We start from the raw sequence: 16245 nt of genomic DNA, 5'->3' as shown, positions 1-16245 counted from the left end.
ACTTTGCTAATAGGTCTTAATTAGCAATAGCCATATTCCATTAAACGCTGGTAGCGACGATTTTTTAATGCTTCTTCATCTAGCTCAAGCAATTCGTCTAAATCTTCGACGATACGTGCTTTTAAAGACGCCGCAACTTCATCGTAACTGCGGTGTGCGCCACCTAACGGCTCAGTGACCACATTATCAATAAGTTTCAACTCTTTAAGACGAGATGCGGTGATCCCCATTGCTTCTGCCGCTAATGGCGCTTTATCAGCGCTTTTCCACAGAATAGATGCACAACCTTCTGGAGAGATAACGGAATAGGTGCTGTATTGCAGCATATTCACTTTATCACCTACGCCGATAGCCAGCGCGCCACCAGACCCACCTTCACCAATAACGGTACAGATAACTGGCACTGATAAGCGAGACATTTCACGCAAGTTACGTGCAATGGCTTCCGACTGACCACGCTCTTCCGCGCCAACACCTGGGTAAGCCCCCGGAGTATCAATAAAGGTAATAATAGGTAAGTTGAAACGATCGGCCATTTCCATCAAGCGTAATGCCTTACGATAGCCTTCTGGTGCTGGCATACCAAAGTTACGGCGAATTTTTTCTTTTGTCTCACGCCCTTTTTGATGGCCAATAACCATAACAGGACGACCGTCCAAACGTGCAATACCGCCAACAATAGCTTTATCATCGGCATAAGCACGATCACCAGCGAGTTCTTGGAAGTCAGTAAATATACGAGAAATATAATCTAATGTATAAGGACGGCGTGGATGACGAGCAAGTTTAGCAATTTGCCATGCACCCAGATCAGAGAAAATCTTACGCGTCAGTTCAACACTTTTTTCACGTAAACGAGCAACCTCGTCATCTAGGTTGACTTCTAAATTGTTGTCTTGACGGCTAACTGCAGTCAGCGAATCAATTTTCGCTTCCAATTCAGCAATTGGCTGTTCAAAATCAAGAAAATCCAGACTCATAATATTCCTATTTTAGTCAAATTCTAATTCTACCTGCTCATTACCCAGCAGAGTTCGCAGAGAATTCAGAAGGTCATCAACGGGTGTTACGCGCCAAACAACACCAAACTTAAGCTTTGCTCTGGCATCATCCTTCTGATAATACAAATGAACCGGAATCGTTCCTGAACGATGGGGTTCAAGAGTGCTGCGAAGTCGGTTCAGTAACTGATCATTAATTTGTTTGTCTGACAGTGAAATTGCAAGTCCTCGCGCATATTTTTCCCTTGCTTCACTAATATCCATTAACTCCCGCACTGTCATTTTATTACCACCGTTGAAATCATCAAAGCTGACCTGACCGGTGGCAATCAGGATACTGTCTTTTTCCAGCAAGTGCTGGTATTTATCTAGTGCATCTGAAAATAACATAATATCCAGACGACCGGAACGATCATCAAGCGTACAAATACCAATTCGATTGCCACGCTTGGTAGTAATAACTTTGGCTGAAAGTACTAAACCTACCACAGTTGTCACCTGACCACGAGGGGTAGGGTTCACATCTTTCAATCTCAGACCATTAGTATAACGCTCTATTTCATTTAAATAACGCGTTATCGGGTGCCCTGTCAAATAAAGACCCAGCGTTTCCCTTTCACCGTCCAAAACAACTTGATCTGGCCATTTTGGTACGCTCGCGTATGAGCTTTCCACTTGTTCAGGGGCTTCTGCAAGCACACCAAACATATCAGTTTGCCCTATAGCCTCTGCTTTGGCGTGCTGATCCGCCGCTTTCAGCGCATCTTCCAGTGAAGACATTAAGGCTGCGCGGTGAGGCCCTAAATGATCGAACGCCCCCGCCATGATCAGTTTTTCCATGACGCGACGATTAATTTTTTTAAGATCAACACGCGCACAAAGATCAAAAATTTCCTTAAAGATGCCACCTTTTTGGCGAGCTTCTATAATCGCCTCAATTGGGCCTTCACCGACACCTTTAATCGCACCGATACCGTAAACAATTTCACCTTCATCGTTAACGTGAAAATGATATAGCCCACTATTAATATCAGGAGGTAATACTTTTAACCCCATTCGCCAACATTCATCGACGAGGCCGACGACTTTCTCGGTGTTATCCATATCCGCGGTCATAACAGCCGCCATAAATTCAGCCGGATAATGCGCTTTAAGCCATAATGTCTGGTATGAAACGAGCGCATAAGCGGCGGAGTGAGATTTGTTAAATCCGTAACCGGCAAATTTTTCTACCAAGTCAAAGATTTTCATCGATAGCTCACCATCGATACCGTTTTTGATGGCTCCTTCCTCAAAGACGGAACGCTGTTTTGCCATCTCCTCCGGTTTCTTTTTCCCCATCGCACGACGTAACATATCCGCGCCGCCGAGAGTATAACCAGCGAGTACCTGTGCAATCTGCATCACCTGTTCTTGGTATAAGATAATGCCATACGTCGGCTCTAGAACAGGTTTTAATGATTCATGTTGCCACTGCACATCAGGGTATGAAATCTCTTCACGCCCATGCTTACGGTCGATAAAGTTATCCACCATCCCTGATTGCAATGGACCAGGGCGAAACAGTGCCACCAATGCAATCATATCTTCAAAGCAGTCAGGACGCAGGCGCTTGATCAAATCCTTCATCCCTCGGGATTCAAGCTGGAATACCGCCGTTGTTTCTGAACGCTGCAACATGTCGAAACTTTTTTGATCATCCAATGGTATTGCCGCAATATCCACTGGCTCAAGGTTTTTCTTAGCCCGCCTTGCGTTGATCATCTCTAACGCCCAGTTAATGATCGTGAGCGTACGTAATCCCAAAAAGTCGAACTTCACCAATCCCGCATATTCAACGTCGTTTTTATCAAATTGGGTGACTGGGTTATTCCCTTCCGCATCGCAATACAGAGGGGCAAAATCGGTAATTTTGGTAGGCGCAATAACCACGCCCCCAGCATGTTTCCCTGCGTTACGTGTGACCCCTTCAAGTTTACGCGCCATATCGATGAGCGCTTTCACCTCTTCATCGGCTTCGTAAATTTCAGGCAGTTGCGGCTCGGCCTCAAATGCTTTCTCTAATGTCATTCCCGGATCAGGGGGAACCAGTTTCGAGATCCGATCGACAAAACCGTATGGGTGGCCTAATACACGGCCTACGTCGCGGATAACCGCCTTCGCCGCCATCGTACCGAACGTGATGATCTGTGAAACCGCATCTCGTCCATACATTTGAGCAACGTGATCAATCACTTGATCGCGTTTTTCCATACAGAAGTCAACGTCAAAGTCAGGCATAGAAACCCGTTCCGGGTTTAAGAAACGTTCAAAAAGGAGATCGAACTCTAACGGATCTAAGTCCGTAATTTTTAGAGCGTAGGCAACCAAAGAGCCTGCACCGGAGCCACGACCAGGCCCTACTGGTACACCGTTATCTTTTGACCATTGAATAAACTCCATCACGATCAAGAAATAACCAGGGAACCCCATTTGGTTAATAACGTTTAGCTCGACTTCTAGCCGTTCATCATATTCAGGACGTCTTTCGGCTCTCACTTTCTCATCAGGAAAAAGGAACTTCAGGCGCTCCTCTAATCCCTCTTTTGACCGCATAACCAAAAAGTCTTCCGTTTTCATATCCCCTGTTGGGAATTGGGGAAGGAAGTACTCACCAAGACGAATGGTTACGTTACAACGCTTAGCAATCTCTACACTATTTTCAAGTGCTTCAGGGATGTCGGCAAACAGCTCACACATCTCTTCTTCAGATCGTAAATATTGCTGAGGGCTATATTTTTTAGGCCTTTTAGGATCAGATAAGGTAAAACCATCATGGATAGCGACACGTATTTCATGCGCATCAAAGTCGCTACTTTCAATAAAACGTACATCATTAGTCGCAACAACAGGTAAACCACGCTGCGTTGCAAGCTCTACCGCCGCATGTAAATAACTCTCTTCGTCAGGCCTTCCTGTACGAATGAGTTCTAAATAGTAGCAACCGGGAAAGTGGGTTTCGTAAAATGCCAAGCATTCATCAACGAGAGCTTGATTACCGCGCAATAAAAATTGCCCTACATCCCCTTGGCGGCCACCTGAAAGCAGTATCAAACCTTCTTTATGCTTAACAAGCCAATCGCGATGGATCGTTGGCCCTATTGCCCCATAGCCTTTTTGGTAGGCTTCTGAGATCAACAGTGTCAGGTTTTGGTAGCCTTCGTTATTACGAGCTAGTACGGTTAAGTGAGCAATCTCATCACCCAATTGCTCGCTTTCAACAAAAAAGTCAGCGCCAATAATAGGTTTAATACCAGCACCGTGCGCTGCCCCATAGAACTTCACCAAACCACATAAGTTAGTGAAATCAGTGATCGCAAATGCTGGCATGCCCATTGCTGCCACTTTTTTAACTAATGGGCCGGTTTTTGCCAGACCATCAATCATTGAATAGTCGCTGTGAACGCGTAAGTGAATAAAACGAGGTTCAGCCATCTAATTTATACTCAATCTTTCGCTTCTAATGCACGGCGCACAGGAGCAAAACTCTTGCGATGAAATTTTGTTGCGCCAAACTGTGCCAGTTTTTCTAAATGATAAGCCGTCGGATAGCCCTTATGTTTTGCAAAACCATATTCTGGATAAGCTTTATCTAGCTCAACCATTTCTCGGTCTCTAACCACTTTGGCTAAAATTGATGCCGCGCTTATTTCCTGCACTAAACTATCACCTTTAATCACCGCTTGTGAAGGCATTGATAAGGTTGGGCAACGGTTACCATCCACTAAAACAAAATCAGGTGTTATGCTTAAACCAGCAACAGCACGTTGCATCGCAAGCATGGTGGCATGCAGGATATTGATTTCATCAATTTCTTCAGGTTCGGCTCGCCCAATACACCAGCACAAGGCTTTTTCTTGGATCTCAACAAAGAGTTTTTCGCGTTTTTTCTCGGTGAGTTTTTTTGAGTCAGTCAAGCCAATGATTGGATTTTTAGGATCCAATATTACAGCGGCGGTCACCACCGCACCAACAAGGGGGCCGCGCCCAACTTCATCTACGCCAGCAATTAAGTTGGCTTTTGGGTATATAAAATCCATTAATTTCGAACCAAATCCAATACAGCTTCAGCCGCTTGTTTATCTGCATCACAGCGGATCAATTGATGGAGCTGTAAAAATGTTGCTTTTAATTGTTCTACCTGTTCGCCGCCTTCCAGTAAGGGAATTAGCTGCTGAGCTAACTTTTCAGGTTGGCACTCTTCCTGTAGTAACTCTTTGACTATCTCTTTTTCAGCTAACAAATTAGGCAATGAAACATAGGGTGTCTTTACTAAACGTTTTGCCAACCAAAAAGTAAATGGTTTCATACGATAACCCACTACCATTGGACATTTCGCTAGCATACATTCAAGAGCCGCCGTTCCCGATGCGAGCAACGTCGCATCCGCCGCGATCATCGCATCTCTGCCTTGGCCATCTAACATATGGACAGCTAGCTCAGGAGCGACTTGTTGACGGATCGCTTCAAACTGTTCACGCCGTTTTTGGTTGACCAAAGGCACGACAATGTGAAGATCCGTAAAATGCTGTTGTAAAATTTTCGCTGTTTTCAAAAAATCAGCACTTAGCATTTCAACTTCTGAGTGACGGCTGCCCGGTAAGAGGGCTAAACACTTCCCTTCTTCAGGTATACCAATGCGTTGCCTTGCCGCTGTTTTATCGACATGAAGCGGGATAGCATCTGCCATTGTGTGCCCAATAAAGCGACACGGAACATTAAAACGATCATAGAAGGCTTTTTCAAACGGCAAAAAGGCAAGCACTAAATTTGTTGCTCGACCAATTTTGAAGACGCGTTTCTGCCGCCATGCCCACACAGAAGGGCTGACGTAATGAATGGTTTTAATACCTTTTGATTTTAACTTCCCTTCAAGGGTGATATTAAAATCAGGCGCATCAATACCAACAAAGATATCTGGCTGTAATTGTGTAAAGCGTTCGGTAAGATCTTTGCGAATAGCGAGTAATCGAGGAAGCCTGCCAAGCACTTCAACAATCCCCATTACCGCTAACTCTTCCATCTCATACCAAGCTTCACAGCCTTCTGCTTGCATTAAAGGCCCTGCGACACCTACAAAACGTGCATCAGGTACTTGTGCTTTGAGTGCTCGGATAAGCCCTGCGCCGAGTATATCGCCGGATGTTTCCCCAGCAACAAGGCCAATAGTAAGTGGGCGGTGATGATTCGCCAAAATGATCTCCTTAATAAAGGCCCTGACTTCGTTATCTTAACTACCGACTAACGAATAATACCACGATTAGACTCTGCGGAGTTCTCAAGGAACTCACTGAACACTTTCACATGCGGGTTAGCTTGTGCAAGTTGAGCGATTTCGCTACGTGCTTCCTCTAGTGATTTACCTGAACGATAAAGGACTTTGTAAGCATTACGAATCGCATGTAGAGACTCTTTATCAAAACCGCGACGCTTCAAGCCTTCAATATTCAGGCCATAAGGCGTTGCATGGTTACCTTGCGCAATGACGTAAGGTGGAACATCTTGCGCCACACCTGAACAACCGCCAACCATAACATGTGCACCAATTTGGCAAAATTGATGAACGGCAGTCATTCCGCCAATAATTGCGAAGTCACCTAAAATAACATGACCACCCAGTGTACCGTTGTTTGCAATGATGCAGCGGTTACCAATAATACAATCGTGGGCAATATGCACATTCACCATAAATAGGTTATCGTCACCCACTTTGGTTAAACTACCGCCTTGGATCGTTCCGCGATGGATAGTGACACTTTCTCTTATACGGTTTCTGTCACCGATCTCGACTCGTGTTGGTTCACCTTGGTATTTCAGGTCTTGGTTGATTTCACCAATCGATGCGAACTGGAAGATCACATTGTCACGGCCAATTTTGGTGTGGCCATTAACAACAATGTGCGATTTGAGCTCAGTGCCTTCGCCGATTTCAACGTTAGCACCAATATAACAAAAAGGGCCAATACGAACATTGGCACCAATAATAGCTCCATCTTCGACAATCGATGAGGGATGAATACAGGCTGTTTTATCAATCATATCAGACCTCACGGCGACGGGCGCACATCATTTCAGCTTCGCAGGCCACTTCTCCATCAACTTTTGCAACACCTTTAAAACGTGCAACACCGCGACGTTCTTTAATAAACTCGACTTCGAGGATCATCTGATCTCCCGGCAACACTGGGCGCTTGAAACGAGCATTATCAATCGCTGCAAAATAGTACAATTCACCCGGTTCTAGTTTACCAACGCTCTTAAATGCTAGGATACCTGTTGCTTGAGCCATTGCTTCTAGGATCAACACACCTGGAAAAATAGGTTTGCCCGGAAAGTGGCCTTGGAAAAAGGGTTCATTGAATGACACATTTTTTACTGCGCGCAGAGATTTTCCTTTTTCAAAATCCAGTACACGGTCAACCAAAAGGAATGGGTAACGGTGTGGAAGTAATTCTAAAATCTCTTCAATATTCAGAGTATGATTATCACTCATCGAAATACTCTTCCTGTCTATTAATACAATTTAATTAACGAATCGGCCTGCTTTAACCATAAAGTTAGGTTAACTGGCAGGCCGGAAAAACGTAACTCAGTCGATTATTTTAACCTGAATTACGAAATGATTACTGATTTTTTTGAGTTTGACTATCTAATTCACGCTCAACAGCTTTTAAGCGCTTATTCATCTCATTGATATTCAAAACCAAAGCTGCTGTTTTACGCCAAACTTTATTAGGCTGTAAAGGAATACCAGAAGAGTATACACCAGGTTCAGTGATTGGTCTCATAACCATTCCCATCCCTGTGACAGTCACCTTATCGCAAATTTCCATGTGACCGTTAATAACACTCGCACCACCAATCATGCAGTAGCGACCAATTTTCAAGCTACCCGCCATGATAACGCCACCTGCTACGGCGGTATTATCACCGATGGTTACGTTGTGTGCTATCTGACATTGGTTATCAATAATAACACCATTACCAATAACTGTATTATCTAGCGCACCACGATCAATTGTTGTACAAGCGCCAATTTCTACGCGATCGCCAATAATAACTGTGCCTAGCTGAGGAATTTTGACCCAATTGCCACGATCATTCGCGTAGCCAAAACCATCAGAACCGATAACAGCTCCTGATTGGATCAAGCAGTGTTCACCAATTTCAACATTATGGTAAACGCTAACATTCGCCCATAAACGCGTACCAGCCCCGATACGAGTATTTTTACCAACAAAACAACCTGCGCCAATAACAACGTTATCGCCTAACACAACGCCGCTTTCAATCACGGCATTCGCCCCAATCGCCACGTTGTTTCCTAACTTCGCCCCTTCATCGATAACGGCTGACGAATGGATATTCTCTGCTGGGCTTGGCGTTGTATCCATGATTTGTGCCATGCGAGCATAGGCAAGATAAGGGTTATCGACTACCAGCGCCGCCACTTTACAAGCATCAAGATCTTTCGCTGTTAATACCACAGCGGCAGCCTGACACTCAGCGAGTTTGTCGCTGTAGCGACTATCTGATAGGAATGTAATTTGCTGATTATTTGCTGAATACATCGGTGCAATACCGGTGATGACGATATCGCCATCACCGTGTAACTGTGCATTCAACTGCTGAGCGAGGTCAGCCAATCGAATTGAGGACATCTATTATTTAACCTGTTTTTGAACCTTACTCGTGATGTCTACGCTATCTTTGGCATATGCAACAGCATTTGCATCGATAACCACATCATAACCTTCTTTGGCTGCAACAGATTTAATAGAATCCTGAATACGACTTAGGATTTTGTTACGCTCTTCCATTTGACGACGACGGTTGTCTTCTTCAAATTTTTGCGCTTTTTCTGCGAACTGATCACGTTTAGCCATCAGCTCTTTTTCTTGTTTTTCACGTTCGCTTTGCTTCATTGTTGCACCATCACGACGTAATTTTTCTACGCGTGATTGAAGGTCTTTTTCTAAATTTTGCAACTCTGTCGCACGGCTTTTGAATTCACTTTCAAGCTGTTTAGCTACAGCTTCGCGCGCTGGCATTTTTTGGAAAATTTCGCCAACGTTCACGACTGCAATTTTATCTGCATAAGCACCTGCTGACATAGCCAAAGCCAGAGTGACACCCGCCGCACACAACAATTTTTTCACACGAAACTCCTTAACCCATATTTATGGCTGGAAATTTTGGTCACCCTCACAATATATGCAAGGGCTTTCCTTAGATAGAGACGTTCTAGATTACCATGTTCTACCAATATTAAATTGGAACTGTTCTGATTTATCCCCTTCGTAATCCTTAATAGGTTGCGCATAGGAGAAGACCAGAGGCCCAAGCGGTGACATCCACTGTAGAGCAACCCCCGTAGAAACACGGACGTTTGTTGCTTTACCATAATCTGGCATGCCTTTACGCCAATCTGCATTGATACTGTTCCAGTTGGTATCCCATACTGTACCCGCATCAACAAATAACGATGTACGAACTGTATTTGAGTATTTCTCATCGATAAATGGAGTTGGTGTAATCAGCTCAAAGGACGCCGCATACATCGCATTACCACCTACCGCATCGCTTGATGGGCTACCCGGTTCAGGCTCACCTTTACCATTAACATTTTTCAGATAAACCGCTTTTGGCCCGATATTGTTAGAACGGAAACCACGCAGCGTACTTGAACCACCAGCATAGAAGTTTTCATAGAATGGCATTTGCTTGCTGCCAAGACCATCCCCGTAACCTGCTTGTGCACGACCTAAGATAACCCAAGTCTCATCTTCATTGATTGGGTAGTACTGTGCTGTATCAAAACGCAGTTTGTAGTACTCGTTATCAGAGCCTGGAACGGTGATTTTACCTGAAACACTGGTTTTATTACCCGATGTCGGGAAGAAACCACGGTTCAAGGAATTATAAGTCCAACCTAAATTAACGGTGAAGTCATCCGCATTAAATTTCTCTTTATTGCGACCATCATCATTAATTGGAGGCTTATCGCCCATAGAATAGAGGTAATCCCACATTGCTGCTTGCGGACGCATATCAGACAATGAGTTATGAACGTAACCTGCACCAACACGGAATGAGTTATTCTCGTTGAATGGGAAGCTTAAGAACGTATCTAAACCATAGGTTTTATTGGTATAGCCAGACAAGTCAGCATCTTTCGCACGGAAATCATTATAGAAAACACGCCCGCCTAAGCTCACACCATTAACGGTGAAGTAAGGATCCGTAAACGACATTTCAACGTTGGTTGAGTAATCGTTTTTACTTGCGTTGATCCCAACCGCATTACCGGTTCCTAACCAGTTGTCTTGACTTACACCGACTTGGAAACTCACGCCACTTTCAGTACCGAAACCGACACCAAAGTTCATGGAGCCTGTATTACGCTCTTTAACTTTGTAGACCACATCGACTTGGTCAGGGCTACCCGGTACACGTTGCGTTTCGACATCAACAGTTTCAAAGAAACCCGTACGGTTAAGACGCTCTTTGCCTAATTCGACTAAATCATTACCAAGCCAAGCCCCTTCCATCTGGCGCATTTCACGACGGAGGACCGAGTCTTTACTTGTGTCATTACCTTGGAAACGGATTTGACGAACATAGAAGCGGTTACCTGCATCGATATTGACATGCAGTTTGACCGTTTTATCTTCATCATTAATTTCAGGTTGTGTCATTACACGAGGATAGGCATAACCATAACGACCAAGAAGATCCTTGATTTTGTTTTCCATACTCGTCACCTGCGTGCCGTTATACAGCTCGCCTGGGGTGATCGTAATGAGTTCTTGAATTTCAGTCAGATGATCTGCGGTATTACCATTAATTTCCACACCAGAGATCTTATATTGATCGCCTTCAGTGACATTAATTGTAATGTAGATATCTTTTTTGTCTGGCGTCAAACTGACTTGAGTGGAATCAATATTGAAACGCGCATAGCCACGGTCAAGATAGAAGCTACGAAGAGTTTCTAAATCACCAGCCAGTTTTTGTTTTTGATATTTTTGGTCTGCCGCTAGGTTCCACCATGGCACATCATCACGCAATTGGAATTTATTAACCAATTCAGCCGTCGTGTAATTTTTGTTTCCTACGACGTTAATCTGCTGAATTTTTGCAGACACGCCCTCAGAGAACACAAATTTTAAATCTACACGGTTACGAGGCAGTGGCGTAGCCACTGCTTTTACTGTCGCATTGTATTTACCAACACTATAGTAAAAGTCTTCCAGACCTTTCTCGATATTCGCTATTTTCGTGCGGTCCAAAGCCTCACCAACACGAATGTTTGATGCTTCCAAGTTTTGTTTGAGCATATCATCTTTAACAGATTTATTGCCTGTAAAAGTGATACTCGCGATGGTTGGTCGCTCTTTAACTTGAACGATCAGCGTGTTTCCATCACGCAGGACCCTAACATCTTCGAAGTTGCCAGTAGAGAATAGAGATCGAATTGAACGGCTAATATCTTCGTTATCAATCGAGTCACCTACCCTGACAGGCATGTTCAATAATGCTGCACCAACGGCGACGCGTTGTAGACCTTCGAAACGAATGTCCTTAACTACGAATCCGTCTGAACCGTATGCAGTCGCGCTGCCAAATAGCAGCGACGCTATGAGCAACTTTTTCATCGCCATCGTTGTTATGCGTATTCCTTACTGGTCCCCAGCTTACTTGTTAGAAGCGAGAGAAATCATTAAAAAGTGCAAGTCCCATTAACAGAATCAATGCCATTGCACCTATCCGATAACTAAAGTCTTGTACTCGCTCAGACACTGGACTTCCTTTAATTTTCTCAATTAACAGGAAGAGCAAGTGCCCCCCATCTAATACAGGCAATGGAAACAAATTGATAATGCCCAAGTTTACGCTTATCAGCGCAATGAACATCAAATAATATACCAAGCCTGACTCTGCCGATACCCCTGCACCTTTCGCAATAGATATCGGTCCACTCAAGTTGTTAAGTTTGACATCCCCAACAACGAGTTTGCCCATCATATTCACGGTCAGTTTCATCAACTGCCACGTTTTATCGCTAGCTTGATAGATGGCAGAAAATGGCCCATATTGCTGTACCATTCTATATTCATCTGCTAACGGTAACACTGAAAGTTCAACTCCCGCAAATCCAATTTGCTCGCCACCCTTTCCATTTTGACTATCAGGCGTCAATGTGAGTGAGATGATCTGATTATTTCTTTCAACAGCTAACTTCAACGGTTGATTCGGACTATTACGAATCAACCGAGTTACCGGATTCCACAAATCTAATGTTTCGCCATTTACGCTAACAATTCTATCTCCGGGTTGCAAACCTGCTCGCTCACCAGCTAAACCCGGTGAAACTTTCGATATCACAGGATCAATTCTAGCGGAAACCGGCATAATTCCCATGGAAAGAACGGGATCTTGCTTTTCAGGATCAAATTGCCATGCGGTTAAATCTACCGTTTTAGTCACTGGTTCACTAAACCCTTGAGGCAATACGGACACAGTGAGTTCACTGTCGCCAATTTTGCCAACTAAGGCTAATCGAATTGAATTCCAGTCAGGCGTTTCGATACCATCAATCGATTTTAGTTCCATTCCCGGCAAAATATTTGCACTAGCGGCAACGGAGCCAGGTTTCACATCTTCAATCACAGGGCGTACTGATGGAATCCCCATCATGAACACCACCCAGTAGACAACAATTGCAAGTAAAAAGTTCGCAATTGGGCCAGCACTAATGATGGCGGCTCTCTGACCAACCGTTTTATTGTTAAACGCTAAATGACGGCGTTCAGGTGACACATCACCGACGCGCTCATCAAGCATTTTGACATAACCGCCTAGCGGGATCAGGGCAATAACAAATTCGGTTCCTTGTCGATCCACCTTGCGCCATAACGTTTTCCCAAAGCCGATAGAAAAACGTTCTACATAAACACCGCAGCGACGTGCAACCCAAAAGTGACCAAATTCATGTACGGTAATTAACACCCCAATGGCGATGATAAATGCCGCTAGACTCCAAAAAAATCCCATGTCTTATCCTAGAGACCGAACCCGTTAAAAACTAACAAATTTAACCCTGCAAATACAGGTATTGCCGCTGTTAGACTGTCAATTCGATCAAGAATTCCACCGTGACCAGGAATTAAATGGCTACTGTCTTTAATTCCTGACTGGCGTTTAAACATACTTTCCGTCAAATCACCGAACACAGATACTACAACAACAATAATTGATGTAACCAGCAAATAATCAGGCATTACTGGGATTGGCGCAAATGAACTAAATAGCCAAGAAATAATACCTGCGGTGATCAACCCACCAACAAGGCCTTCCCAGGTTTTACCGGGGGAAACCTTAGGTGCCATCTTATGGCGCCCCATTGTACGACCAAAGGCATAAGCACCTGAATCAGCACCCCACACCAGCAACATAACATATAGCAACCACCAAGCACCAAAAAAGGTGTCACTATGGTAACCAATGGTTCGAAGCACCATCATACCGCAATAAAAAGGAATGATAGTTAACAGCCCAAACAGTACACGTACTAACGCCGATTGCCCCCATGCTTTTGCCGATGCTGGGAAAGTAATCACAAGTAAAATTGCCACTATCCACCAAATAAGACCGGCCCATAAACCATATAAAATAAGCGGCTCATTCTTTAACGTTGTGATATCAGCAAAAGAGAACTGCATGGCTAGCAGTATGACGGCAAAAACCACCGCAAGACCAATTCGCTTAGCTTGTGTGTGCCAACCTGCAAATTGCGCCCATTCCCAAGCCCCTAAAGCACATACGGCAATCACCACATAACCAAAAGCGGCAGGTGAAAGCAAAAAAAGCGCAGCAATAACCAGCGGTATTAATACAATCGCTGTCATTAAACGATATTTCAGCACAATTTACCCCTTTTATTTAACGAGCTCATCATCAGACTCAGCTCCACCATAACGCCGCTCGCGTTGACTAAAAGCATCAATTGCATTCTGAAACACCATTTCATCAAAATCTGGCCACAGTACATTGGTGAAATAGAATTCCGCATAAGCAACCTGCCATAATAAAAAGTTACTGATACGGTGTTCTCCACCAGTTCTGATAACCAAATCAACATTTTCTTGATCATGCATACAAACATAATGGTCAATGGTATTTTCATTGATATCGTCAAGAGAAAGTTGCCCACTTTGTACGCGCGCAAAGATTTGCTTCATACTATTAGCAATATCCCAACGACCACCATAATTCGCCGCAATATTGAGTTTTAAGCCCGTGTTATTTGCAGTTAATTTTTCTGCTTTTTGAATACGTTTTTGAAGACGCTCACTAAATCGACTAATATCACCAATAACCAATAATTTCACATTATTTTTATGTAGATTCTTGACTTCATTATCTAACGCAAAAACAAATAGCTCCATCAGTGAACTGACTTCTTTTTCTGGTCTTCTCCAGTTTTCACTACTAAATGCATACAGCGTCAGTGAGCTAATCTTATTTTTTACTGCAAAACGTACTGCATTACGCACAGACTCAACGCCAGCCTTGTGCCCTGTTATTCTTAGTTTTCCTCTCTGCTTTGCCCAACGCCCATTGCCATCCATGATAATCGCAACATGTTTTGGCAAGGCTGAATGAGAGAGATTTTCACCACTAGAGTTCATTAAATAGTAATCCTTGTATGCATAGCGTCGAGAATTCAGCATTATCATAACCGCTATTGTTGAGTTTGCTGATAAGACACATCCTTAATTCTCCGCTAAATACTGATATTATCTTTCGTTCTTATAAGCGTCACATATTAAAGACTTATTATACTTATCAGCAACTAAATAAATCACATACTAGACTGAAAATGTATGTTTGATTAGTTGTGCAGCTTCTCGACGAGCTTGATTGTCGATGTCTAAGACCTCATCAATCGAAACTGGTTCAGATAAATGCAATTTTTCTAATGTACTTAGGTTAATTTTTGCAATATCTGTAAAGCGTATTTTACCGTCCAAGAATGCAGCGACAGCGATTTCATTAGCGCCATTTAGAATAGTTGTGGCTGCTTGCCCAGCATGGCAGGCATCGATAGCCAATTTTAAACAAGGGTAACGTTGATAATCTGGCTGTACAAAGGTTAATGATGACAATTTTGTAAAATCTAACGGTTCGACACCAGAAGAAATACGCTGCGGATAAGCCATGCTGTATGAAATTGGGGTGCACATATCAGGCGTACCTAGCTGAGCTATCACGCTACCATCACGATAACGCACCATAGAATGGATAACGGATTGAGGGTGAATAATCACTTCCATTTGTTGTTGATTGGCATTAAAGAAATAACAAGCCTCAATATATTCAAGCCCCTTATTCATCATCGTCGCTGAATCAACAGAAATTTTACGCCCCATAGACCAATTTGGATGGTTGCATGCTTCGTCCGGCGTCACATTATCTAGGTGCGACAACGGAGTATCCCTAAAAGGACCACCAGAACCTGTCAAAATAATGCTTGAAATTCCCGAGGCCGATAAATCGGCAAAACCCAAGTTGAGTTGAATGTTTTCAGGTAAACTTTGGAAAATCGCATTATGTTCGCTATCGATAGGAAAGACTGTCGCACCGTGCTCACGAATCGCATTAAAGAATAGACGACCGCTCGTGATCAGCGATTCTTTATTCGCTAATAAAATTCGTTTGCCCTTGCGGATTGCGGCTAAGGTAGGAAGTAGTCCAGCAACACCAGTAATAGCGGACATCACTTGGTCCGCGTCATCCAAGCCTGCAAGTTGAATGGCAGCATCTGTTCCTGATAAAACTTCTGTTTTGCAATTATTTTCAGACAAAATTGCCCGTAATGCTTGAGCAGAAGATTCATCAGCCATAGAGGCGTATTGAGGTTGAAATTCAAGGCATTGGTTTGCTAATTCCGCCACATTGCGACCAGCAACTAAAGCGACAATTTGAAATTTATCACGGTTATTTCTGACAACAGAAAGTGTGCTTTTACCAATTGAACCTGTTGATCCTAGAATAGTAAGACGTTTCATTATGCGGATGCTCTGTATTTACTCAATACTGAGATTATATCAGCTTGAAAGGGAAGAAAGGATTTTTATTAGATATGAATGAATAAAGCCATCAGAGATTTCCCTCTAGATGGCTTTATTCGCTACTTGAT

General features: G+C 43.5%; 13 protein-coding genes. All 13 read right to left on the bottom strand.

Features of this window, described 5'->3' with window-relative positions; all coding sequences use genetic code 11:
* Window positions 1–20: 20 nt before the first annotated feature.
* Window positions 21–980 carry an acetyl-CoA carboxylase carboxyl transferase subunit alpha gene (gene accA, locus PR675_RS16655; RefSeq protein ID WP_004916741.1) on the bottom strand — a complete coding sequence of 320 codons (960 nt, stop codon included), beginning with the start codon at window positions 978–980 and terminating at the stop codon, window positions 21–23.
* A gap of 12 nt (window positions 981–992) precedes the next feature.
* Window positions 993–4475: a DNA polymerase III subunit alpha gene (gene dnaE / locus PR675_RS16650; RefSeq protein ID WP_040132401.1), complete on the bottom strand. Its 3483-nt coding sequence runs from the start codon at window positions 4473–4475 to the stop codon at window positions 993–995.
* Between the two features lie 11 nt (window positions 4476–4486).
* Complete coding sequence (rnhB, locus tag PR675_RS16645) at window positions 4487–5080, bottom strand: ribonuclease HII (protein ID WP_004916745.1); 594 nt, start codon at window positions 5078–5080, stop codon at window positions 4487–4489.
* The gene (lpxB, locus tag PR675_RS16640) at window positions 5080–6234 is read right to left on the bottom strand and encodes a lipid-A-disaccharide synthase (protein WP_036943426.1); all 1155 of its coding nucleotides are present in this window, start codon (window positions 6232–6234) and stop codon (window positions 5080–5082) included. The genes rnhB and lpxB overlap by 1 nt, the downstream gene beginning before the upstream one ends.
* 47 nt (window positions 6235–6281) lie before the next feature.
* Window positions 6282–7079 (bottom strand): acyl-ACP--UDP-N-acetylglucosamine O-acyltransferase, encoded by a 798-nt coding sequence (gene lpxA / locus PR675_RS16635; RefSeq protein WP_004916754.1) that lies wholly within the window; start codon window positions 7077–7079, stop codon window positions 6282–6284.
* Between the two features lies 1 nt (window position 7080).
* The gene (gene fabZ / locus PR675_RS16630) at window positions 7081–7533 is read right to left on the bottom strand and encodes a 3-hydroxyacyl-ACP dehydratase FabZ (RefSeq protein ID WP_004916757.1); all 453 of its coding nucleotides are present in this window, start codon (window positions 7531–7533) and stop codon (window positions 7081–7083) included.
* Between the two features lie 130 nt (window positions 7534–7663).
* On the bottom strand, window positions 7664–8701 hold the full coding sequence (gene lpxD / locus PR675_RS16625; protein WP_004916761.1) for a UDP-3-O-(3-hydroxymyristoyl)glucosamine N-acyltransferase: 1038 nt from the start codon (window positions 8699–8701) through the stop codon (window positions 7664–7666).
* A gap of 3 nt (window positions 8702–8704) precedes the next feature.
* Window positions 8705–9199: a molecular chaperone Skp gene (gene skp / locus PR675_RS16620; protein ID WP_004916764.1), complete on the bottom strand. Its 495-nt coding sequence runs from the start codon at window positions 9197–9199 to the stop codon at window positions 8705–8707.
* 90 nt (window positions 9200–9289) lie between these two features.
* Complete coding sequence (bamA, locus tag PR675_RS16615; protein ID WP_004916767.1) at window positions 9290–11704, bottom strand: outer membrane protein assembly factor BamA; 2415 nt, start codon at window positions 11702–11704, stop codon at window positions 9290–9292.
* Between the two features lie 40 nt (window positions 11705–11744).
* Window positions 11745–13097 carry a sigma E protease regulator RseP gene (gene rseP, locus PR675_RS16610; RefSeq protein WP_004916769.1) on the bottom strand — a complete coding sequence of 451 codons (1353 nt, stop codon included), beginning with the start codon at window positions 13095–13097 and terminating at the stop codon, window positions 11745–11747.
* Between the two features lie 8 nt (window positions 13098–13105).
* Complete coding sequence (cdsA, locus tag PR675_RS16605; RefSeq protein WP_036943423.1) at window positions 13106–13969, bottom strand: phosphatidate cytidylyltransferase; 864 nt, start codon at window positions 13967–13969, stop codon at window positions 13106–13108.
* A 12-nt stretch (window positions 13970–13981) separates the two neighbouring features.
* Window positions 13982–14734 (bottom strand): polyprenyl diphosphate synthase, encoded by a 753-nt coding sequence (uppS, locus tag PR675_RS16600; RefSeq protein WP_004916773.1) that lies wholly within the window; start codon window positions 14732–14734, stop codon window positions 13982–13984.
* A gap of 180 nt (window positions 14735–14914) precedes the next feature.
* Window positions 14915–16114, bottom strand: a complete 1200-nt coding sequence (gene ispC, locus PR675_RS16595; protein ID WP_036943421.1) for a 1-deoxy-D-xylulose-5-phosphate reductoisomerase — start codon at window positions 16112–16114, stop codon at window positions 14915–14917.
* Window positions 16115–16245 lie beyond the last annotated feature (131 nt).

Source organism: Providencia sp. PROV261, assembly GCF_028477945.1.
Classification (GTDB): Bacteria; Pseudomonadota; Gammaproteobacteria; order Enterobacterales; family Enterobacteriaceae; genus Providencia; species Providencia stuartii.
This window is presented reverse-complemented; position numbering and strand designations above follow the sequence as displayed.